The organism is Amycolatopsis lexingtonensis (assembly GCF_014873755.1).
Taxonomy (GTDB): domain Bacteria; phylum Actinomycetota; class Actinomycetes; order Mycobacteriales; family Pseudonocardiaceae; genus Amycolatopsis; species Amycolatopsis lexingtonensis.
Genome location: NZ_JADBEG010000001.1, coordinates 3,961,464 through 3,981,768 on the forward strand (window position 1 = coordinate 3,961,464; position 20,305 = coordinate 3,981,768).

General features: G+C 71.3%; 21 protein-coding genes. 8 read left to right on the plus strand and 13 right to left on the minus strand.

Translation table 11 applies throughout. The features are described 5' to 3' along the window. Positions 1-56: 56 nt before the first annotated feature. The 5 genes from ftsZ to H4696_RS17970 all read right to left on the minus strand — a co-directional run bounded on the left by ftsZ (position 57) and on the right by H4696_RS17970 (position 4,969). Positions 57-1,364, minus strand: a complete 1,308-nt coding sequence (gene ftsZ / locus H4696_RS17950) for a cell division protein FtsZ (protein WP_086863006.1) — start codon at positions 1,362-1,364, stop codon at positions 57-59. A gap of 243 nt (positions 1,365-1,607) precedes the next feature. Continuing rightward, positions 1,608-2,378 (minus strand): anti-sigma factor, encoded by a 771-nt coding sequence (locus H4696_RS17955; protein WP_225955730.1) that lies wholly within the window; start codon positions 2,376-2,378, stop codon positions 1,608-1,610. Next, the gene (gene sigK, locus H4696_RS17960) at positions 2,375-2,980 is read right to left on the minus strand and encodes an ECF RNA polymerase sigma factor SigK (protein ID WP_143265254.1); all 606 of its coding nucleotides are present in this window, start codon (positions 2,978-2,980) and stop codon (positions 2,375-2,377) included. The genes H4696_RS17955 and sigK overlap by 4 nt, the downstream gene beginning before the upstream one ends. Next, positions 2,973-3,707 (minus strand): DUF1365 domain-containing protein, encoded by a 735-nt coding sequence (locus tag H4696_RS17965; protein ID WP_086863009.1) that lies wholly within the window; start codon positions 3,705-3,707, stop codon positions 2,973-2,975. The genes sigK and H4696_RS17965 overlap by 8 nt, the downstream gene beginning before the upstream one ends. Continuing rightward, positions 3,701-4,969 carry an NAD(P)/FAD-dependent oxidoreductase gene (locus H4696_RS17970; RefSeq protein WP_086863010.1) on the minus strand — a complete coding sequence of 423 codons (1,269 nt, stop codon included), beginning with the start codon at positions 4,967-4,969 and terminating at the stop codon, positions 3,701-3,703. Before H4696_RS17970 ends, H4696_RS17965 begins: the two co-directional genes overlap by 7 nt. 82 nt (positions 4,970-5,051) lie before the next feature. On the opposite strand from H4696_RS17970, the gene H4696_RS17975 reads away from it, so the two are divergent. After that, positions 5,052-6,317, plus strand: coding sequence for an SAM-dependent methyltransferase (locus H4696_RS17975; protein ID WP_086863011.1), 1,266 nt, complete (start codon positions 5,052-5,054; stop codon positions 6,315-6,317). Beyond that, positions 6,317-7,078 carry a DUF1295 domain-containing protein gene (locus H4696_RS17980; RefSeq protein ID WP_086863012.1) on the plus strand — a complete coding sequence of 254 codons (762 nt, stop codon included), beginning with the start codon at positions 6,317-6,319 and terminating at the stop codon, positions 7,076-7,078. Before H4696_RS17975 ends, H4696_RS17980 begins: the two co-directional genes overlap by 1 nt. On the opposite strand, the gene H4696_RS17985 is transcribed toward H4696_RS17980, so the two are convergent. Continuing rightward, entirely contained in the window at positions 7,065-7,571 is a 507-nt protein-coding gene (locus H4696_RS17985) for a DinB family protein (protein ID WP_086863013.1), read from the minus strand. The two genes, H4696_RS17980 and H4696_RS17985, sit on opposite strands and share 14 nt — an antisense overlap. 77 nt (positions 7,572-7,648) lie before the next feature. Here H4696_RS17985 and H4696_RS17990 point away from each other — a divergent pair, with 77 nt between their 5' ends. Beyond that, the gene (locus tag H4696_RS17990) at positions 7,649-8,107 is read left to right on the plus strand and encodes a MarR family winged helix-turn-helix transcriptional regulator (RefSeq protein WP_086863014.1); all 459 of its coding nucleotides are present in this window, start codon (positions 7,649-7,651) and stop codon (positions 8,105-8,107) included. Then, entirely contained in the window at positions 8,094-8,528 is a 435-nt protein-coding gene (locus H4696_RS17995; protein ID WP_086863015.1) for an OsmC family peroxiredoxin, read from the plus strand. Before H4696_RS17990 ends, H4696_RS17995 begins: the two co-directional genes overlap by 14 nt. Positions 8,529-8,624: 96 nt before the next feature. Here H4696_RS17995 and H4696_RS18000 read toward each other — a convergent pair whose 3' ends face one another. Then, positions 8,625-9,164 (minus strand): CGNR zinc finger domain-containing protein, encoded by a 540-nt coding sequence (locus tag H4696_RS18000; RefSeq protein ID WP_086865016.1) that lies wholly within the window; start codon positions 9,162-9,164, stop codon positions 8,625-8,627. Positions 9,165-9,237: 73 nt separating this feature from the next. On the opposite strand from H4696_RS18000, the gene H4696_RS18005 reads away from it, so the two are divergent. Further along, positions 9,238-10,407: an MFS transporter gene (locus H4696_RS18005; RefSeq protein WP_086865015.1), complete on the plus strand. Its 1,170-nt coding sequence runs from the start codon at positions 9,238-9,240 to the stop codon at positions 10,405-10,407. Here the strand turns inward: H4696_RS18005 and H4696_RS18010 are convergent. Next, the gene (locus H4696_RS18010) at positions 10,404-11,234 is read right to left on the minus strand and encodes an NAD(P)H-binding protein (RefSeq protein ID WP_086865014.1); all 831 of its coding nucleotides are present in this window, start codon (positions 11,232-11,234) and stop codon (positions 10,404-10,406) included. The two genes, H4696_RS18005 and H4696_RS18010, sit on opposite strands and share 4 nt — an antisense overlap. A 58-nt stretch (positions 11,235-11,292) precedes the next feature. After that, the gene (locus H4696_RS18015) at positions 11,293-11,943 is read right to left on the minus strand and encodes an FG-GAP repeat domain-containing protein (RefSeq protein ID WP_086865013.1); all 651 of its coding nucleotides are present in this window, start codon (positions 11,941-11,943) and stop codon (positions 11,293-11,295) included. A 251-nt stretch (positions 11,944-12,194) separates the two neighbouring features. Between H4696_RS18015 and H4696_RS18020 the strand changes: the two genes are divergently transcribed. Beyond that, on the plus strand, positions 12,195-12,857 hold the full coding sequence (locus H4696_RS18020) for a lytic polysaccharide monooxygenase auxiliary activity family 9 protein (RefSeq protein ID WP_086865012.1): 663 nt from the start codon (positions 12,195-12,197) through the stop codon (positions 12,855-12,857). Here H4696_RS18020 and H4696_RS18025 read toward each other — a convergent pair. Further along, a complete protein-coding gene (locus tag H4696_RS18025) occupies positions 12,854-14,323 on the minus strand; it encodes an FAD-dependent oxidoreductase (protein WP_192782380.1) in 1,470 nt (489 codons plus the stop codon). The genes H4696_RS18020 and H4696_RS18025 overlap by 4 nt on opposite strands. An 86-nt stretch (positions 14,324-14,409) precedes the next feature. Here H4696_RS18025 and H4696_RS18030 point away from each other — a divergent pair, with 86 nt between their 5' ends. Continuing rightward, positions 14,410-15,012: a TetR/AcrR family transcriptional regulator gene (locus H4696_RS18030; protein ID WP_086859790.1), complete on the plus strand. Its 603-nt coding sequence runs from the start codon at positions 14,410-14,412 to the stop codon at positions 15,010-15,012. Here the strand turns inward: H4696_RS18030 and H4696_RS18035 are convergent. Continuing rightward, positions 15,002-17,842 carry a P-loop NTPase fold protein gene (locus H4696_RS18035; RefSeq protein ID WP_158104302.1) on the minus strand — a complete coding sequence of 947 codons (2,841 nt, stop codon included), beginning with the start codon at positions 17,840-17,842 and terminating at the stop codon, positions 15,002-15,004. The genes H4696_RS18030 and H4696_RS18035 overlap by 11 nt on opposite strands. Positions 17,843-18,035: 193 nt before the next feature. Further along, positions 18,036-18,416, minus strand: coding sequence for a winged helix-turn-helix transcriptional regulator (locus H4696_RS18040; protein ID WP_086859786.1), 381 nt, complete (start codon positions 18,414-18,416; stop codon positions 18,036-18,038). A gap of 99 nt (positions 18,417-18,515) precedes the next feature. Between H4696_RS18040 and H4696_RS18045 the strand changes: the two genes are divergently transcribed. Next, positions 18,516-19,358: an alpha/beta fold hydrolase gene (locus H4696_RS18045; RefSeq protein ID WP_420831504.1), complete on the plus strand. Its 843-nt coding sequence runs from the start codon at positions 18,516-18,518 to the stop codon at positions 19,356-19,358. On the opposite strand, the gene H4696_RS18050 is transcribed toward H4696_RS18045, so the two are convergent. Continuing rightward, positions 19,338-20,255, minus strand: a complete 918-nt coding sequence (locus H4696_RS18050) for an ABC transporter substrate-binding protein (RefSeq protein ID WP_420831565.1) — start codon at positions 20,253-20,255, stop codon at positions 19,338-19,340. The two genes, H4696_RS18045 and H4696_RS18050, sit on opposite strands and share 21 nt — an antisense overlap. Positions 20,256-20,305 lie beyond the last annotated feature (50 nt).

Below are 20,305 nucleotides of genomic sequence, written 5' to 3' on the forward strand. Positions count from 1 at the left end.
AGGCCTCCTTCCCGGCCTTGCGAGCCGGTAAGGAGGCCTTCACGGACCACCTGTGTCTAGCGGCGCATGAACGGCGGGACGTCGACCTCGTCGTCCGACGGGTCGTCGTGGACCGGCATCGCGCGCCCGGGCAGGCTGCCCTGGGTCGGGTTGGAGCCGATCGGCGAGTAGCCGCGCGAGCCGCCGCCGGGCTGCGGGAGACCGCCGGACGGCTGTCCGCCGGTCGCCGACGGCAGCGGCGAGTGCGAGCGCGGCGGCGCCACCGGGTAGCCGGAGCCGCCCGTGGACGGCACCGGCGTGGCGCCCGACGGCGGGGTCGGCGGGTTCGAGACCTGGCCGGCCGCGGCCGACGCGGTCGTCGACGACTGGCGCGAGCCGGAGCCGAACGTCGACGGGTCGAGCTTCTTGTGGGTCGGCGCCCCGGCGTCGAACCCGGCCGCGATCACCGTGACGCGGACCTCGTCGCCGAGGGAGTCGTCGATGATCGTGCCGAAGATGATGTTGGCGTCCGGGTGCGCGGACTCCTGCACCAGCGAGGCGGCCTCGTTGATCTCGAACAGGCCCAGGTCGGAGCCGCCGGCGATGGAGAGCAGCGCGCCGTGGGCGCCGTCCATGGACGCCTCCAGCAGCGGCGAGTTGATCGCCTTCTCCGCCGCCTGGATGGCCCGGCCTTCTCCTCTGGCCGACCCGATGCCCATCAGCGCGGAGCCCGCGCCGGACATGACGCTCTTGACGTCGGCGAAGTCGAGGTTGATCAGGCCCGGGGTGGTGATCAGGTCGGTGATGCCCTGGACACCGGACAGCAGCACCTCGTCCGCGGAGCGGAACGCGTCCATCAGCGAGACGCCGATGTCGCCGAGCTGCAGCAGCCGGTCGTTCGGGATCACGATCAGCGTGTCGCACTCGTTGCGCAGCGACTGGATGCCGTCCTCGGCCTGCTTGCCGCGGCGCTTGCCCTCGAAAGTGAACGGGCGGGTCACGACGCCGATGGTCAGCGCGCCCAGCTTGCGGGCGATCTGCGCCACGACCGGGGCGCCACCGGTGCCGGTGCCACCGCCTTCGCCGGCCGTCACGAACACCATGTCGGCGCCCTTGATGACCTCTTCGATCTCTTCGCGGTGGTCTTCGGCGGCCTTCTGGCCGACCTCGGGGGCGGCACCCGCGCCGAGGCCACGGGTGAGTTCGCGGCCGATGTCCAGCTTGACGTCGGCGTCGGACATGAGCAGTGCCTGGGCGTCGGTGTTCACCGCGATGAACTCGACACCCTTGAGGCCGACCTCGATCATGCGGTTCACGGCGTTCACGCCGCCACCGCCGATGCCGACCACCTTGATCACCGCAAGGTAGTTGTGCGGGGGCGTCATCGAAGTCCGCCTTCCTGATCGTTGTGCCCGTACAGCCCGCCGGCGGATGATCGACTCTCAACCTCAACCGCAGATCGAGAGTTATGTCAACTGCCGACGTTAGGCAGGACGGTAGGCACCAGGCACGCTCTAATCCAGTAGGCACGCCGTGTGTCGCAAAGGTGTTTTGCCACAACACGTTCGAGCGCGCAAGAGCGAGGAGCCGCGAGCACCGCCGGCGCCCCGTCTGCTATGGCGCCCGGCTCAGGCCGGTACGGGCATGCTCATGAGCACTTCGGTGGGCGCCCCGGTGGGCGATCCGCCGGCCTGTTCGAGGCTCACCGCCAGGTGATCGGCCGTCCCGACGCCGTCCGCGACGACCAGTCCCCCGTCCGACGGCGGGGCGAGCACCCCGGCCGAGCGGGGCGCGTCCTTCCCGGTGATCAGCCAGGCCTCGTAGACCTTCCCGCCCGGCTGCGCCGGCAGCCCGGCGTCCATCACCATCACGCGGTTCAGCGTCTTCGACAGCACGACCGTCACGCCGCCGCCGGTGGGCGCCACGCCGTGCGCGGTCTGCGCGTCCGGCGCGGCGAGCAGCGCCGCCACCGGGGCGTAGCGTTCCTTCGCCTGGTCGAGCTGCGTCTGCGCGGACTGCAGCTCCTGCCGCTGGGTCAGCGCGATCCCGCCGAACACGCCGCCGGCGGCGAGCCCGACGACGGCGGCCGCGGCGGCCACGAGGACCGCCCAGCGCGGGGCCCGCACCGAACGGCGGGACCGCTCGGGCGAACCAGGCCGCGTCCGCGGCGGCAGCTGGCGGGTGGCGTGCATGGCCGCCAGGACGCGGTCCTTGAACTCCGGCGGCGGCTCCTCGGCCATCGCCGCGCCCAGCCGCGCCGCGGTCGCGCGCAGCTCGGCGACCTCCTGCGCGCAGGACTCGCACTGTTCGAGGTGGCGGGCGAACTCCGCGCGCTCGACGTCGTTGACCGCGTCGAGGGCGAAGGCGCCGGCCAGGGTGTGCATTTCGGGCGTGCTCAAGCGGTCACCCCCAGGCAGTCCCGCAGGCGGATCAGCCCGTCCCGCAGCCGCGTCTTGATGGTTCCTTGCGGCGTCGACAGCACTTCGGCCACCTCGCGATACGTATAGCCCTGGTAGTAGGCGAGCAGCACGGACTCGCGCTGCAAATCGGTCAGGAAGGACAGGCACCGGCGTACCTGGGAGCGTTCGAGCCGCGCGGTGACGGACTCGGCGACCTCGTCGAAGGGACGGCCGCGGGCGGCTTCGAAGGTCGCCTTCTGCTCGCGTTCGGTGCTGGCCCGCGCGGAGCGGACCCGGTCGACCGCGCGGCGGTGCGCCAGCGTCATCGCCCAGTTCAGCGCGGAGCCCTTGGCCGGCGCGTACCGCGTCGCGGTGCGCCACAGCTCGACGAGGACCTCCTGGGCCACCTCTTCGGACTGGGCCGCGTCGCGCACGATCCGCCGGACGAGCCCGAAGATCGGTCCCGCGAACTGGTCGTAGAGCAGCTCGAAGGCGCGCTCGTCGCCCTTCGCGACGCGCACCATGAGCTCCTCCGCGGTGGGGCCGGGAGCGGCTTCGGCGGGCACCGGAGCCATGTGGCGCGGGCGGGCCGGCTCATCCATGCAGCTGTCCTCCGGCGTTCTGCGGGGTGCGCGCGATGACCGGCGCCTTGCGCAGCCACAACGCGATGCCGTGGCGGCGGATGAGCGCGGACACCCGCTGCGGGAGCAGCGGCCGGGCCAGCACGAGCCGGGCCAGCCACCGCGGGTCCACCGGGCGGCGGACTCCCCGAAGCGTAGCGACCAGCGGGGTCGAGCTCCCGCGGCGCAACGCCACCGTGAGGTCGAGCAACGCTTCCGGGTGCGGCAGGCGCATCCGGTACTCGCCGTCCATCTCCTGGAACGGCGAGACGTAGAACTCCTTGGCCGCCCGGGCGAGCCCGGCCTCGTCGGGGCGCAGCAGGTAGGCGTGGCGGCCGCCGTAGGTGTTGTGCACCTCGGCCACGACGCACTCGAGGCGGCCGTCCGGGCCGTGGCACCAGTAGACGCTGATCGGGTTGAACACGTACCCGAGCACGCGCGCGGCGGCGAGCATGACGACCTTGCCCCCGCGCAGGTCGACGCCGCGCTCGGCGAGCCAGGCGTCCAGCTTCTCCCGGATCCCGCGCGGGTCGGACGCCACGAAGTGGTCGCGGCGGTCGAAGCGGGCGAACGGCCGCAGCCACCACGGTAGCCGCGGCGGCGCGTCCAGGTCGACCAGCCACAGGTACACGCGGTGCGCGAAGGAGTGCGGCGGGTCGATCCGCCGCACGTGCGCGACCGTGGCGTCGTAGAGCGCGTTCGTCACCAAGCCACTCCGAGGCTTTCGGCGGCGCGGGCGCCCGAGGAGCAGCCGTCCTCGTGGAAGCCCCAGCCGTGGTAGGCGCCGGCGTAGGCGAACACGCCGTCGTTGAGCTCGGGCAGCCGGCGTTGCGCGGCAACGGATTCCGGCGTGTAGACCGGGTGCTCGTACCGCATCCGCGCGACGAGGTGCTCCTTTTCGGGGCCGTCGCCGGGGTTCAGCGTGACGACGTAGCCGGTCGGCTCGTCGAGCCGCATCAGGCGGTTCATGTCGTAGCTGACCTGGACGGCACCGGTGGGCGCGCCGCAGGCGGGCGCGCGGTAGTTCCACCCGGCCCGCGCGTCGGCCAGCGAGGGCAGCACGCTCGTGTCGGTGTGCAGCCAGGCCTCGTTGGCGGAGTAGCGGAACGGGCCGAGCACCTCGCGCTCGGCGGCGGTCGGGTTGGCCAGCAGGGCCAGCGCCTGGTCGGCGTGCGTGGCGACGACGACCTTGTCGACCCGGTGCGGCGTGTCGGCGTCGTCGCGGATCTCGACGCCGTGCGCGGTCCGCAGCACCGAGCGGACCGGCGTGGACAGGTGGACCGCGGTGAGCTGCTTGGCGGCGCGCTCGACGTATTCGCGGGAGCCGCCGACGACGGTCCGCCAGGCCGGCGAGTCCTTGACGCTCAGCATGCCGTGGTTGCGGAGGAACTCGAACAGGTACCGCGCGGGGTACCGGAGGGTGTCGCTGCGGTCGGCGGACCAGACCGTGGACACCAGCGGCAGCATGAAGTGGTCGACGAAGTAGCGCGTGTAGCCGCCGATGGCGAGGAACGCGCCGAGGGTGACGTCCCCCGCGTCCGGAGCCGCCAGCAGCCGTTTCGCGTGCCGGTGGAACCGCTTCACTTCGGCGAGCATCCGCAGGTAGCGGGGCCGGGTGAGGTTGCCGCGCTGGGCGAACAGCCCGGCCAGCCCCTTCGCGCCGGCGTACTGCAGGCCGCAGCCGTCGCAGCGGATGCTCATCGACATCTCGGTGTCGCGCGTGCGCACGCCGAGCTCCCCGAACAGCCTGAGCAGCGTCGGGTAGGTGCGCTCGTTGTGGACGATGAAGCCCGAGTCCACGCCGATGGTGCCCCCGTGCGCGCTGGGCACGTCGTGGGTGTGCGCGTGCCCGCCGAGGCGGTCGTCCGCCTCGAACAGCAGCACCTCGTACTTGCGTTGCAGCAGGTATGCCGCCGTCAGCCCGGCCACCCCGCTGCCGATGACGGCGATGCGTTCTCCCGTGATCTCCACACCGGTACTTCGCGGCCGGGCCGGATGTGGATTGGATGGACCCGGTACCAATCCACGACGCAGGGGAGAGCGAATCCCGGACATGCCGAACAGCACCGCGCACCGCCTCGCCTCGTTCGCCGGGAAGCTCCTCGGCGGGCCGCTCCCCGTCGGCCTCCGGACCTGGGACGGGACCCGGGTGGGTCCCGTCGACGCGCCCACCGTGGTCCTGCGCAACCGCCGCGCCCTGCGCCGCCTGCTCTACGCGCCGGGTGAGCTGGGTCTCGCCCGCGCCTACGTCACCGGTGATCTCGACGTCGAAGGAGATCTGGCGGACGGCTTCCGCCGGATCTGGGCCCTCACCCGCGCGGGGGAGCTGAACCCGGTGAAGCTCGGGCCACGCGACTGGGCCGAAGCCGTCAAGCTCGCCGCCGCCCTCGGGGTCGTCGGGCCGCCGCCGAAGCCCCCGGCCGAGGAAGCCCGCCTGACCGGCAAGCTGCACAGCCTGCTGCGCGACAAGTCCGCCATCGCGCACCACTACGACCTCGGCAACGCGTTCTACCAGCTGCTCCTGGACGAGTCGATGGCGTACTCGAGCGCGTACTTCACCTCCGAGTCGCAGGGCCTCGAACAGGCGCAGCACGACAAGCTGGAGCTGATCTGCCGCAAGCTGGGGCTGCAGCCGGGCATGCGGCTGCTCGACATCGGCTGCGGCTGGGGCTCGCTGCTGGTCCACGCGGCCAAGCACCACGGCGTCCACGCCGTCGGCATCACGCTCTCGGCCGAGCAGCTGCAGCACATCCGCGGCCGGCTCGCCCAGCACGACCTCGAAGACCGCGTCGAGGTCCGGCGGCAGGACTACCGCGAACTGCCGGACGCGCCGTTCGACGCGGTCGCGTCCGTCGAGATGGGCGAGCACGTCGGCGAGGTCAACTACCCCACCTACGCGGCGACGCTGCACAAGATGGTCAAGCCCGGCGGCCGGGTGCTGATCCAGCAGATGTCGCGCGGGAACGTCGCACCCGGCGGCGGCGCGTTCATCGAGCGGTACATCGCCCCCGACATGACCATGCGGCCGGTCGGCCGGACCGTCGAGCACCTCGAGACCGCGGGCCTCGAGGTCCGGGACGTGCACGCGATGCGCGAGCACTACGTCTGGACGGTGCGCGCCTGGGCCGCCACCCTGGAGGAGAACTGGGCCGACGTCGTCGCGCTGATCGGCGAGACCGGCGCGCGGGTCTGGCGGCTGTACCTGGTGGGCGGGGCACTGGCGTTCGAGGAGAACCGGATGGGCGTGGACCAGATCCTTTCGGTGCGACCGCACCCGGACGGCACGAGCGGGATGCCGGCGACGCGGGAGTGGCTCTGATGCCGCAGCTGCTCGTCACGGCCGCCGTCACGCTCGTGGCGGTCGCCGTGACCTTCGGGATCGCGCGGGCGCGCAAGCGGTACGACACGATCGACACGTTCTGGGGGCTCGGCTTCGCGATCCTCGCGGTCGCCGCGTTCCCGTTCGGCGACGGCCCGCTGTACCTCCGGCTCGTCGTGGTGCTCCTGACGGTCGTCTGGGGCGTGCGGCTCTCGGTGCACCTGCACCTGCGCAACCACAAGCTGCCCGAGGACCCGCGGTACGCGCGGATGGGCTACGGACCGCTGAAGATGTTCGCGCGCGTCTACCTGTTCCAGGCCGTGGTGCTGTACTTCGTCTCCCTCCCGGTGCAGTTCGCCGTGGACGGCACGGGGATCGGCGTGCTCGGCTGGCTCGGCGTCGTCGTGTGGCTGATCGGCTTCGGGTTCGAGACCGTCGGCGACGACCAGCTGCGCCGGTTCAAGGCCGCCCCGGCGAACAAGGGCAAGGTGCTCGACACCGGGCTGTGGCGCTACACGCGGCACCCGAACTACTTCGGCGACGCGTGCGTGTGGTGGGGCCTCTACCTGCTGGCCTGCTCGACGTGGCCGGGCGCGCTGACGATCCTCTCCCCCGTGGCGATGACGTTCACCCTCGCCCGCGGCACGGGCAAACCCATGCTGGAGAAGGGGATGGCGAAGACGCGCCCGGCGTACGCGCACTACGTCGAGCGCACCAGCGGCTTCTTCCCGCTGCCGCCCAAGAAGGTCACTCCCCGGTGAGGCCGTCGGTCAGCTCGCGCAGGACGTCGAGGTGGCCGACGTGCCGGGCGGTCTCCTCGATCATGTGCGTGAGGACCCAGCGGACGTTGAAGGTCTCGCCCTTGTGCGTCACCTCGTCGTCCAGGCTACGGCCCGCGACGATCTCGCGGCTGCGGGCGCACTGTTTTTTGTAGTCGGCGAGGAGTTTCTCCACGGTGGTCCCGAGCGGGACCCGGAACTCGGCGTCCGGGTCCTGCTCGAGCTTTTCCTCCCAGGTGTCCTCCTCGCCGTCGACGACCACGCCGAACCAGAACCACTCGTTGAGCGTGAGGTGCGCGACCAGTCCGGCGACGGTGGTCAGCTCGCTCGGCAGGTGGGCCCGGCGGGCCTGCTCTTCGGTGAGCCCGCCGGACTTCCACGCGACGGTGGCGCGGTGGTAGTCGAGCAGGCTCGTCAGGATCTCGCGCTCGCCGCCGGTGAGCGGAACCTTCGGGCGCTGCGGTCGTTCGGTCATGGCCGGGACTCTGCCAGAGGGGTCCGACACTTTCCGATACCTTGCGCACGATGTAATCGTGGGCTAGGTTTACGGGCGTGCCGGATGAGTTCCTCTTGGAAGAGCAAGCCTGCTTCGCGCTCTACGCGGCGTCGCGCGCGGTGACGGACACCTACCGTCCCCTGCTCGGCGAACTGGGTCTCACCTACCCGCAGTACCTCGTGCTGCTGGTGCTGTGGGAGTCCGACGCCCGGCCGGTCAAGGAGATCGGCGAGGCGCTGCACCTGGACTACGGCACGCTTTCCCCGCTGCTCAAACGACTCGAGGCCAACGGGCTGGTCACGCGGGCGCGCCTGCCCGAAGACGAACGCACCGTGGTGGTCAGCCTGACCGAAAAGGGCCGCTCGACGCGCACGCGCGCCAAGGGCGTCCCCTCGGCCATCGGCTGCGCCCTGGGCCTCGACGACAACGAGCGGCGTCAGCTCATAGACACCCTGCGGCGGCTGACGGCGTCGGCCGCCGCCTACTCACCTGGAGGCCCTGATGCCCAGCCGTGACGCGACCACCCACTGGGTCGGCGGACTGCAGAACGGAAAGGGCGAGGTCACGCTAGACTCGTCCAACGCAGGCACGTTCTCCGTCTCGTTCCCGACCCGCGCGGGCAACCCGGACGGCCAGACGAGCCCCGAGGAGCTCATCGCGGCGGCCCACTCGTCGTGCCTGGCGATGAACCTCTCGGGCGTGCTCGAGGCCCAGCAGCTCACCGCGGACTCGATCGACGTGAGCGCGGAGGTGACGCTCGGCCCGGCCAAGGGCGGCGGCTTCGAGATCAGCGGCATCGCGATCACGCTGCGCGCGTCCATCGAGGGCGTGACGGCGGAGCAGTTCGCCGAGTACGCCGAGACGGCGGAGAAGACGTGCCCGGTGTCGAAGGCACTGGCGGGCACGACGATCACGATGGACGCGGCCCTCAGCTGACGCTCACCCCAAGCGCCCCAATGTGGCGTTCGGTGCGTCTGACGCACCGAACGCCACATTGGGTGCGCTGGACGCAACCAACGCCACATTGGGGCGCTAGCCCTGCGCCGTCGCCTTGGCTCGATAAGCCGACTTCTTCGCGTGGTTGCCGCAGATCTCCATCGAGCACCACCGGCGCGTGCCCGGCCTCGACGTGTCCAGGAACAGCGCGCCGCACGCCGGCCCCGCGCAGCGGCGGACCCGCGCGAACTCCGGGGACGTCGCCAGCTCCAGCGCGTCCCGGGCCAGCAAGGACAGCATCGCCGCCGCGGGATCCTCGGCCTGCCAGCGCACTCCGCCCGACGGCGCCAACGACGGCGCCGGTACCGGCAGCGCCGCGAACCGGTTCAACCGCTGACGCGACGACGGGCGCAAAGAGCCGGTGAGCAGTTCGTAAATCGCTTCGCGCACGGCTCGTGCGTCATCCGCCGCGGCCGGGCGGACCGGCGCGGAAAACGGGCCCAGCTGGTCGATCCACGCGCCCCACGCCGCCGCGTCCGGGAGCTCCTCGGTCTCCGCGGGCGTGCCGCGGTAGCGCAAGGTGCGGATGAAGTCCAGGCACAGCCTGCCCGCACCCGAGCGGAAGCGTTCCGTCATGGAGCTCACAGTACGCCGGAACCGGTTTGACTGGTACCGTCGGGAACCGATCAAACCGGTTCCAGGGGGCACGATGACCGACACGAAGCAGGAAGCACCACCCGGCTGGCTCGTGCTGCTGCTGGCCGTCTCCTGTGGACTGACGGTCGCGAACCTCTACTACGCCCAGCCGCTGCTCGCGGAGCTGCGCGGGACGTTCGGGGTGGGCGAAGCCGCCGCCGGCGGGGTCGTCACCGCCACCCAGATCGGGTACGCCGCGGGGATGCTGCTGCTCGTCCCGCTCGGCGACCGGCTCGAGAACCGCGGGCTCGTCGCGACGCTGCTCGCGGTCGCCTCCGCCGGCCTGGTCGTCACCGGGGTCGCGCCCGGGTTCGCCGTGCTGCTGCTCGCTTCCCTGCTCGTCGGGGCGACGTCGGTCGTCGTGCAGATCCTCATCCCGTTCGCCGCCGACCTCTCCCCCGACGACATCCGCGGCCGGATCGTCGGGCGGGTGGTGAGCGGGCTGCTGTTCGGCATCCTGCTCTCGCGCGTGGTCGCGAGCTTCCTGGCCGAGGTGACGAGCTGGCGCGTCGTGTTCCTCATCTCGGCGGCCGCGATGGCCGCGCTCGCCGTCGTGCTGCGGTTCACCCTGCCGCGACGGGCACCCAAGACCGACGTCCCCTACGGGCAGCTGATCCGCTCGACGCTGGCCATGTGGAAGAAGCACCCGGCGCTTCGCCACCGCGCGCTGTACCAGTCGGCGATGTTCGGCGCCTTCAGCGCGTTCTGGACCACCATCGCCTTCGTGCTCACGGCGCCGCCGTTCAACTACAGCCAGCTGGGCGTCGGGCTGTTCGCGCTGGCCGGGGCCGCGGGCGCCGCGGTGGCACCGCTGGCCGGGCGGTGGTCGGACCACGGCCACGGCCGGCGGCTCACCGCGGGCGCCTTCGTGCTCTGCGCGGCGGCCTTCGCGCTCGCCGGGTTCGGCGCGCACAGCGTCGTCCTGCTGGCGATCGCCGCGATCGGCGTCGACATGGCGGTCCAGGCGACGCTGGTGACCGGCCAGCACGTGATCTACCAGCTCGACCCGTCCGCCCGCGCCCGCGTCAACAGCGTGTACCTGGGCACGTTCTTCATCGGCGGCGCGATTGGCTCCCAGGCGGGCTCGGTCGCGTTCCACCTCGGCGGCTGGACGGCGGTGGCCGTGTTCGCCGGCGCCCTCCCGCTGCTCGGCCTGGCCGGGATGACCCGCACGCGGGTCTAGGCGAAGACGTCCCGCCGCGCGGCGGCCCATTCCGCGTACGTCGTTCCGGGACGGCCGAGCAGCTCTTCGACGACACCGGTCGGCACCTCCGGGTGCCGCAGCGTCTCCTCGAAGCCGTCGAGCAGCCAGTCGACGGCCGTTTCCGGGACGCCGTAGCCGATCCACTGCGCACGCTGCTCCTCGCGGGACAGCTCGCGGAAGCGGATCTCCTTTCCCAGCACCGATCCCAGCGTCGCGACCTGCCCGCGCAGGCTGATCGCCGCCGGTCCGCTGAGGACGTACGTGGCTCCGACGTGCCCGTCCGAAGTGCACACGCGGGCCGCCACCGCCGCGATGTCGCCCAGGTCGATCGGCGTCTGCGTGGCGTCGCCGAAGGCCATCCGGACCTCACCGGCGCGGACCATGTCCGCCCAGTCGAGCGTGTTGTTCATGAACGCCCCGGGCCGCAGGAAGGTCCAGGCGAAACCGGCCTCCCGCACGGCCGCCTCGACGGCACCGTATTCGTTGCCACTGGACCCCTCGTGCCCATCCCCGACACTGCTGCCCGACAGCGCGACCACCCGCTCGACCCCGGCGCCGGCCGCGAGCTCGCAGAACCGCCGCACGGTCCGCGCCATCGGCGCCAGGTAGACCGCCGAAACCCCCTCGAGCGCCAGGGGCAGCGTCGACGGCTTCGCGAGCGAACCGACCACCACCTCGGCTTCCGGTGGCAGTTTCGCGCGTCCGGGGTCGACGGTCAGCGCCCGCACCGGCACCCCCGTGGCCAGCAGTTCGTCGACCACCAGGCGCCCCACGCTGCCGGTCGCGCCCGTCACCAAGATCGTCATCACCAGTCCCCTTCTCGTATGCCGTACGACATCGTACGGCATACGAGAAGACGGTGGGTCAGGCGCAGCTGCCGGCGTCCACGGCGAGCAGCGGGTCGTTCGCCGGCCGGGCGGTGATCGGCGTCGACTCCTGGACGCTCAGCGCGCCGTCGCGCAGGGTGTAGACCGTGCGCGTGCCCGAGTAGGTGAACCGGTCGGTCGGGCGGCTGACGTCGTCGTTCTCGCTGGCGACGACGACGAACGCGCGGCCGCCCTCGAACGGCGTGCACGCGTAGCCGAGGTGGGCGGCGACACCGCCGCCTTCGGCCAGCGAGAACGGCTGGTCGTCCGGGCCGACGACGGGACCGAGGTTGCGGCCGTCGAAGTGCAGCGCGGAGAAGAACGTCGTGTTGGCGCCGACCGACTGGGTCACGATCAGCTCGGCGCGGCCGTCGCCGTTGAGGTCGGTCACCCGCGGGGCCTCGACGCCGAACTGGCTGTCCGCCGGGAGATGGATCGAGGTGTAGCTGCCGTTCACCGTGGCCGAGATCAGCTGGTCGTCCCCCACCTGCCGCGCGGTCACGGTTTCGAGTTCGCCGTCGCCGTTCAGATCGGCGGCAGTGGTGACCGGGTCGGCGGGTGCGGCCAGCGCCGGCACGACGGCGGCGAGGCTCAGCGCGGCGGCGACGCCGGCGACAGTGGCGGTGCGGACGATTCCGGTGCGGTTCATGAGATCTCCCTCCACCTTCCGGTGATCTTTTCACCGGAAGTGCTCTCATGAAGAAAGACGGCCACGCGAACGTCAGGTGCGCCCGGGGTGTGATGCGCCACACAAACGCAACCAGGCCCGTGCGGAACAGTCCAACAGCCTCGCGTCGCTGTTGGTTGAACTTTGCCCGATTCGCCGCTAAGCTCCGTTCCGCACTGGGAGCGCTCCCACATGGATCAGCACCACTCATCGCCGAGAATGGAGGCCCATCCATGCGCAAGTGCAGCAGCTCCAGGTCCGTCACCCGACGGCGGAGCGTCCTCGCGCTGATCATCGCCACGCTGGCCGGACTGCTCGCCTGGACCCCGGCGGCGTCGGCGCACGGCACCATCGTCAGCCCCGCCACCCGCGCCTACCAGTGCTGGTCGGACTGGGGCAGCCAGCACACGAACCCGGCCATGCAGCAGCAGGACCCCATGTGCTGGCAGGCCTTCCAGGCCAACGCCGACACCATGTGGAACTGGATGAGCGCGCTGCGGGACGGGCTCGGCGGCAACTTCCAGGGTGCGACGCCCGACGGGCAGCTCTGCAGCAACGCCCTGTCCCGCAACAACTCCCTCAACACCCCCGGTGCGTGGAAGACGACCAGCCTCGGCAGCACCTTCTCGATGCACCTGTACGACCAGGCCAGCCACGGCGCCGACTTCCTCCGGGTCTACGTCAGCAAGAACGGGTTCGACCCCACCACCCAGCGCCTCGGCTGGGGCAACCTCGACCTGGTCACCCAGACCGGGAAGTACGCCCCCGCCAAGGACATCACGTTCACCGTCCAGACCTCCGGGGCCTACCGGGGACACCACGTCGTCTTCACGATCTGGCAGGCCTCGCACCAGGACCAGACGTACATGTGGTGCAGTGACGTGAACTTCGGCTAGCGGAGCGCGGCGAGGTAGGCCGAAACCGCCTCGCCGTCCCCCGTGTCGGAGATCAGGCCGAGGTAGCCGTCAGGACGGATCAGCACGAGCGTGCGATCGGTCGCGCCGTAGGCCGCGGCCAGGTGACCGCCGGTGTCGGCGAGTTCGCCGGCACCGGCCAGCCGGTCCACCACGCGGAACGTCCGCACGCCGGGCGGCAGGGCCGCGGTGCCGAAGTCCAGCACCGTGAAGCGGCCGCCGCGGGTCAGGTCGAACAGCCGGCGGTCACCGTCCACTGTCGACAGACCGGGCGCGTCCGGGGCCCGGTCGCCGGCGCGGAGGGCCGCCGTCTCGTCGCGGTCGTCGCGCGCCAGGACCGAGCCGCGGTAGTTCACGGCGAGCTGGGACGTCTCGGCGTCGCGGCGGATCGGGACGCGTTTCTCGTCGATCGCCTGCTTGAGGCGCGCGTCGGACAGCGCGAGCACGTCCGCGGCGACCGGCCGCCGTTCGGCTTCGTAGCTGTTGAGCAGCACCGGCGAGGCACCCATCGCGAGCTTCCAGCCGAGGTTGTGCGCGTCCTGGATGCCGGTGTTCATCCCCTGCCCGCCGGCGGGCGAGTGGATGTGCGCGGCGTCGCCGGCGAGGAACACGCGGCCCTCGCGGTAACGGGCGGCGAGCCGGACATTGGCGCGCCACAACGAAGTCCACTCCGGCTCGCGGAGGCGGAGATCGGTGCGGCCGCTGCGCCGTTCGAGGACCGCCTCGAGGTTCGCGAGGCCGAGCCCGGGATCCTGCCCGGGCGCGAGGCTCGCCTGGTACTGGAAGAGGTCCGTCGACGGCAGCGGGCAGAGGGTGACGAGCCCTTCCTCGTGGCGCCACATGTGCCAGGCGTCGCGGTCGAGGCCTTCGACGCGGACGTCGGCGACGAGCATCCGCACCTCGTCGCGGGTTTCGCCCTCGAACGGGATCCCGGCCCGCTTGCGGACGGCGCTGTGGCCGCCGTCGCACCCGGCCAGCCACCGCACGGTGACCGTCTCGGTCCCGCCGTCCTTGACGAGCACCGCCGACACACCGTCGGCCGACTGCTCGAAATCCACGAGCGCGGTGCCGAACTCGACCGCGCCGCCGAGTTCCGCCAGCCGCAGCCGCAGTGCTTCTTCGACCCGCCATTCGGGCGTGATCAGGCTTGCCGGGTAAGGGATGCCGGGCTGCTCCGGCAGTGGTCCGGCGCCGCTCAGCGTCACCTCGCCGCCGGGCGTGGTCGACCGGATCGGCATCGCCTGGCGGCCGTGGGCGAGCACGCGGTCGACGACGCCGAGGTCGTCGAACACCTCGAGCGAGCGCGGCTGGACCCCCTTGCCGCGCGAGCCCGGCCGGGGACCGGGAGCGGCCTCGACCAGGCGGAACGGGACGCCGCCGCGAGCGAGTTCGCAGGCCAGCGTGAGCCCGGTCGGGCCGGCCCCGGCGATCAGCACTTCGAGTGACATCGTTCCCCCCGCACGTAAGAAAGTCATTCCTTTCTTATCAGGCTAACCCGGGTTGTCAAGAAAGGAAAGACTTTCTATCGTGTGGTGTGCCCACCGAACCCGTCCGCCGTCGCCGGCACGGCAAGCAGCTCGAAGCCGAACTGCTCGCCGCGTGCTGGGACGAGCTGGTCGAGACCGGGTACGCGCGCCTGACGATGGAGTCGATCGCGGTCCGCGCGCGCACCAGCGAGGCCGTGCTCTACCGCCGCTGGGCCCACAAGGACGAGGTCGTCCTGGCCGCGATCGAGCACTACGGCGCCACCCACCCGGTCGCGGCCCCCAACACCGGCACCCTGCGCGGTGACCTGATCGCCGGGCTGACGGCACTGGGCGAAACCCGCGCCACGTTCTTCGCCATCGCCGCGGCCACCGCGTTCTCGGGGCTGCTGGCCAGCACCGGCCTGACCCCCGCACAGGTCCGGACCAAGATGATGGGCGAAAAGGCCCGCCCACGCGAACGGCCCCTCTACCGGCGCGCCCACGACCGCGGCGAGATCGACCTCGAGCGCTTGCCCACCGCCCTGCTCGAAATGCCGTTCGACCTGGTGCGCCACGACCTGCTGATGGAGCTGAAGCCGCCCGCGCCCGCCCGCATCCGGGCGATCGTCGACGAGCTGTTCCTGCCTCTGGCCGGCCGGGCTAGAGGGTGAACCCGAACCGCGCGATCACCGGGCCCCAGCGCCGGTAGGTGGCGAGGTCGTCGAGCATGCCGGTCCGGCGGCTCGCTTCGAGGCCGCGGTGCAGGCGCACCCACTCCGCGAAGTCGTGCGGCAGTTCGCCGGGCTCGGTGTCGTTCGCCAGCTGCGCGAGGAAGCCGGCCCAGCTGTCCCCGTCCGCGGCCTGGAGGGCGACGAGCAGCCGGTCGGCCAGTGCCGGGTGGCCGGCGACCGCCGCGAGCAGGGTCAGCACGGCCTGGAACTCACCCGGCCGCCCGTCCCCGCCGAGGAAGCGCGACCGCGACCCGACGTGCCGGGTCGCCCGGATCAGGCGGTAGGTGTTCATCAGCCGCTTCGCCGCCCGCGGGCTGGTGACCAGGGCACCCAGCCGCTGGGCGAACTCGACCTCGGGCTCGGTGAGACCGATGCGCTCCCCCGGGACGGCGGCGGCCGCGGAGCCCGGCTCGACGTCCAGCCGGGCCCGCGCCGGCGTGCGTTCTTCGCTGGTGGTCGCGGCCGGTTCGCCGGGGTCGAGCGGGGCCGGCGGGTCCGCCGGCGCGGGCGGCAGCGGGAGGTCCGCGACGCTCCCGATCAGCCGGGCGTAGGCCTCCGGCTCCATTTCCGGCAGGGTGAACGGGATCTGGAAGATCTTCTCCAGGTACTCGACCGGCATGCCGCGCAGGTAGGCGTCCGCCCGGGGGTCGCCGCCGGCCGCGAGGTCGCGGTACTGGTGCCACAGGCTGCTGCTCAGCCAGCGCGGGTCGACGCCGACGACGACCACGAACAGCTCGAGCGCGAGCAGCAGGTGCACGGCTTCGAGCACTTCGAGGACCTTGGCGGGCGGGCACCGGTCGAGGTCGTCGATGTAGAGCACGACCCGCGAGACGGGCTTGACGCCGGCCTCGAGGCTCCGGCTTTGGCTGCGCAGGAGGGCGTCCAGGAAGCGGAAGTCGCGGTGCAGCGTGCCGACCACGCCCTGGTGCTTCTGGTACCCCGAAGCCCGGTCGTTCAGGAACTCGTACAGCTTCCGCCCGACCGAGAGCGCCTCGGCGGCGGCGCGGGTCGTCGCGATCTTCTCGTCGAGCGCGGTGATCGCCTGGGTCGTCTCGGCGATGGCGTGTTCGGCGTCGGCGAGCTTGAGGTCGAGGACGCGTTCTTCGCGGCTTCGTTTGCTCCGCAGGGTTTCCCGTGCTTCGTTGGCGATGCGGATGGCGTCTTGGACGTGCCCGAGCGCGGTGTTGACCCGTTTCGCGGCCGGACGGATCAGCTGGGTGACGCCGACGATCGAGGCCGCGGTAGCGCCCAGGGAATAGAGCCACTCCACTCCCCCGCGCCCGGCGAGCGCGATGGTGAGCACGGCCAGCACGGCGAACGCGGCGGCGAGCGTCCCGAACAGGGATTTGTGCTTGATGCCCCGCCAGAGGGCCGGCAGGTAGCCGGCCGTGGTGCGGAGGTCTTTGCCCAGTCCGGTGAGCTCGTCGATGGCCGGTTCGAAGCCCAGCTCTTTCGAGATGTCCTTCAGTTTCCCTTGGACTTCGGGGTTTTTCGCGAGTTCCTTGGCGACTTCGGTGAGCGGTACTTTCTCGATCTCCTTCCGGCGCTCTTCTTCCGCGTGGCTCCGCTTGGTGACGAGCTGCCGTCGCTCGTGCTCCAGCTGGATCCGCTCGGCGTCCAATGTGGACTTGGCGTCGCGGTAGGTTTCGAGCTCGGACAGCAGCGCCTCACGCTCGGCTCGGTTTTCGTCGCCGTGGCTGCGGTGCCAGTCCTCCCGTTCGCGGGGGTCGACGGGCTCGGGGTCGGCCAGGCGTTCGAAGATCTCGATCGCGAGGCTCGCCCAGAGGCTCGTGTCCGCGTAGTGCCAGGCGTTGAAGCGGATCTGGACCACGGTGAACCCGTCGTCGCCGGGGGCGCGCCCGGCGATCCGCTCGCGCATCTTCTCCATGAAGAAGCTCTTGCCGGTGCCCCATTTGCCGAAGAGACCGATGGACAGCGGGGGCGTGACGGCGGGGTCGGTGATCACCTCGCAGACGGCGTTCACGTAGCCCTGGACGTCGAGCTGGTCGGCGCCGCCGGTGCCGTCGTTGTGGTAGCCGTGGGCGAAGCGGACGCCGTTCAGGACCGGCCAGAGCGGTGAGCCTGGTGGGGCCACGGCCTCGTCGATCTCCGTGATCAACGCGGTCCAGGCGCCCTCGCTCTTGAACGAGTCCAAGAGGTTGGGGGCTTCGAGGCCGAGGCCGAGCAGGAACAGCCGCCCGTCGAGCACCTCGTGGCGGGTCTTCGCGACGACGTCGGCGTCGAACCAGCGCGCGACCAGCTCATACCACTCATGCCAGTCGCGCTGTCGGCGTGGGCTTCGGGTGATGACCGACCCCAGCCGGCCGGCGGCGTATTCCGGGTGCCGCCGGGCGATCGCCCGGACGATTTCCACCGTGGTCAGTCCGGTCGAGGGGAGGCTGTCGGCCACTGCCTGCATGCTGCGCGACAACGGAACCAGCCGGCGGGCGTGTGGCCCGGCGAGCCGCGAAAGGCGGGCCAAGGCAGCATCGACGTCGGCGCCCATCTGCCTCAGCCGTTCCGGCAAAGCGCCGCCTCGTCCGTCACGGACCGACCGCATGATCGCGACCGCGATGTCGGCCAGGTCGACGACTTGCTGGTCGCGGGGCAATGACCGCAGGTGGGCGGCCAGGGCGCGAGCGAACCACTCGTGCACCGCTACCTCTTCGCCGGCCGGGCTGAACGTGACTCTCTCGAGTGCGAGGATCGAGCCGAGCCGATCAGGCTCCACACCGCTTTCGAACAACGCGAGCCTGATGTCCTCGTCCATCATCATAAGCGCCAGGAGCGCGGTAGACCTGGTGATCCCGGCGGTGTCACTCGCGCCCGTCTCGCGGCGGTACCGCTGCGCAGCCGAGACTGTCGAGGCGAATTCGGCGATCCGGGAGCCCGGGGCGCGGCCGGCCTCCTCGATGATTCGCCTGACCGTGGGCGGAGTGTCGTTCACCCCCGGTGAGTCGCCGTCAGCCGGGTGATTGTTTCAGGGCGCGGTCGATCGCCGGCATGTTCTCCTCCGCCCACGTTCGCAACGCGGCGAGCGGGACCTCCAGGGACAGGCCCAGCTCGGTCAGGCGGTAGTGCACCTTCGGTGGGACCGTCGGCTCCACGCGGCGCGCGACCAAGCCGTCCTGGGTGAGGCTCTGCAACGTCACCGAAAGCATCTTCTGCGAGACGCCCGGCATGCGGCGCTGCAGCTCCGCGAACCGCACCTCGGCCGGGGCGGCTTCGGCCAGGACCTTGACCGCCATCGACGTCCACTTCGTGCCGATGCGGTCGAGGAGCTTGCGGGTCGGGCAGGCGGGGTCGAAGAGGTCGCCGCGCGTGCCTTTCGGTGAGGGGGTCACCTGGAGCTCACCACCTGTCGGGGAAGTGCCGTCTTGGCTCGGCCTCGCTGGTTTCTTACGCTCAGCCGGTAACCAATGGTAACCACTGAGGAGAGTCACGTGCGCGAGCAGCGGGTCAGGGCGAACGGCATCGAGATCACCGTGGCCGTCGCGGGGCAGGGGCCTGCTTTCCTTCTGCTGCACGGCTTCCCGCACACGTGGCGCTTGTGGACCGAAGTGATTCCCCACCTGGCCCGGCACCACCGGGTCATCGCGCCGGACCTGCGTGGCCTCGGGGCGACCACCCGCGCCGAGGGCGGCTACGACGCGGGAACCCTCGCGGACGACGCCGAAGCGCTCCTCGACGCCTTGGGTGAGCCGGACGCGACGGTCGCCGGCATCGACGCCGGGACGTCGCCCGCGTTCCTGCTCGCGATGCGGCGGCCCGGGCGGGTGCGGCGGCTCGTGCTCATGGAGTCGCTGCTCGGGCGGCTGCCCGGCGCCGAGGACTTCCTCGCCGGCGGGCCGCCGTGGTGGTTCGGCTTCCACGCCGTCCCCGGGCTCGGCGAGACGGTGCTCGCCGGGCACGAGGCCGAGTACGTCGACTGGTTCCTCGACGCCGGCACGCTGGGGCGCGGGGTGCCGACGGCGATCCGGGACCACTTCACCGCGGCGTACACCGGACGCGAAGCATTGCGGAACGCCTTCGGCCATTACCGCGCCATGCCGGAAAGCGCGCGGCAGATCGCCGAAGCCGTCGCGGCCGGACGGCTCACCGTGCCCACGACGGCGATCGGCGCGCACCCGGTGGGCGACGCCCTCGCGCGCCAGCTGCGCCCGGTGGCCGACGACCTCACGGAGCACCTGATCGACGACTGCGGGCACATCATCCCGCTGGACCGGCCCGACGCCCTCCTCCCGCTCCTCCTCGGCCGGACAGCGTCAGCCGAGGCCCTGCTGTGACAGCCAGTCCTTGGCCACGTCCGCGGCCTTCTCGCCTTCGGAGTCCACTCGCTTGTTCAGCTCGCGCATCCCCTCCGTCGTGAGCTTCGCGCTCACGGCGTTGACCACCGCCGCGAAGTCGGCGCCGCGTTCGTCGAGGACCTTCTTGTTCACCGCCGGAACCACGTTCTCCGTGGGCACGATGGCCAGGTCGTCCTTCAGCGCCACGTACTTCGGGTCGCCGGCCAGCGGGCTGACCGAGTCGACCGGGATCACCGTGACCGCGCCGGAATCGAGCTGCTGCGCCCGCGGCCCGAGCTCCTGCACCGTCTGGAACGTCACGTTCGTCAGCTTGTAGACGTCCGTGAAGCCCTTGAAGCACGTCGTCCGCTTCTCGCACTCCGGGCCACCGGCCAGCACGACCTTGTCGAGCTTCTTCAGGTCGCCGATGGTCGCGATGCCCTTCGATTGGGCCAGGTCCGCCTTCACGATGTAGGTGTTCTTGTCTTCGGCCGGGGCGTAGTCCAGCAGCGAGACGCCGCTGGGCTCGAGCAGCTTCGCCAGCTGCTCGTGTTCGCCCTTCGCGTCCTTCACCGGCTCCTTGCCGAAGCCGGCGGCGATCGCCGAGCCCTGGTACTCCGGGATGAACTGCAGCTCGCCCGATTTCAGCGACGGGTAGATCAGCTCCCGCGAGCCCAGGTTCAGCTTCTTCGCCACCGGGTAGCCCTTGGCTTCGAGTGCGCCCGCGTAGATCTCGGCCAAGATCTGGCTGTCGGTGAAGTTGAAGGACGCGACGACGATCGGCGCCCCGCCCTTGCCCGCAGCGGCGGGTTTGTCGTCCCCGCCGCCGCACGCTGTCAGGCCCAGAGCGGCCACCGCCACCAGCGCGGCCACTCGGATGTTCCGGGTCCAGCCCACGTCCCACACTCCTGTCGTCAAGATCGGACGGTCAGGACCCTAACCAGCAC

Bases quoted from the DNA above. Each gene is read 5' to 3' on its own strand.
- H4696_RS17995 (WP_086863015.1), top strand. From the start codon at position 8,094: ATGCCCAGCCGTGACGCGACCACCCACTGGGTCGGCGGACTGCAGAAC.
- H4696_RS18015 (WP_086865013.1), bottom strand. From the start codon at position 11,943: ATGAACCGCACCGGAATCGTCCGCACCGCCACTGTCGCCGGCGTCGCC.
- H4696_RS18005 (WP_086865015.1), top strand. From the start codon at position 9,238: ATGACCGACACGAAGCAGGAAGCACCACCCGGCTGGCTCGTGCTGCTG.
- H4696_RS17975 (WP_086863011.1), top strand. From the start codon at position 5,052: ATGCCGAACAGCACCGCGCACCGCCTCGCCTCGTTCGCCGGGAAGCTC.
- H4696_RS18035 (WP_158104302.1), bottom strand. From the start codon at position 17,842: ATGGACGAGGACATCAGGCTCGCGTTGTTCGAAAGCGGTGTGGAGCCT.
- H4696_RS18010 (WP_086865014.1), bottom strand. From the start codon at position 11,234: ATGACGATCTTGGTGACGGGCGCGACCGGCAGCGTGGGGCGCCTGGTG.
- H4696_RS18020 (WP_086865012.1), top strand. From the start codon at position 12,195: ATGCGCAAGTGCAGCAGCTCCAGGTCCGTCACCCGACGGCGGAGCGTC.
- sigK (WP_143265254.1), bottom strand. From the start codon at position 2,980: ATGGATGAGCCGGCCCGCCCGCGCCACATGGCTCCGGTGCCCGCCGAA.
- ftsZ (WP_086863006.1), bottom strand. From the start codon at position 1,364: ATGACGCCCCCGCACAACTACCTTGCGGTGATCAAGGTGGTCGGCATC.
- H4696_RS18000 (WP_086865016.1), bottom strand. From the start codon at position 9,164: ATGACGGAACGCTTCCGCTCGGGTGCGGGCAGGCTGTGCCTGGACTTC.
- H4696_RS17980 (WP_086863012.1), top strand. From the start codon at position 6,317: ATGCCGCAGCTGCTCGTCACGGCCGCCGTCACGCTCGTGGCGGTCGCC.
- H4696_RS17985 (WP_086863013.1), bottom strand. From the start codon at position 7,571: ATGACCGAACGACCGCAGCGCCCGAAGGTTCCGCTCACCGGCGGCGAG.
- H4696_RS18025 (WP_192782380.1), bottom strand. From the start codon at position 14,323: ATGTCACTCGAAGTGCTGATCGCCGGGGCCGGCCCGACCGGGCTCACG.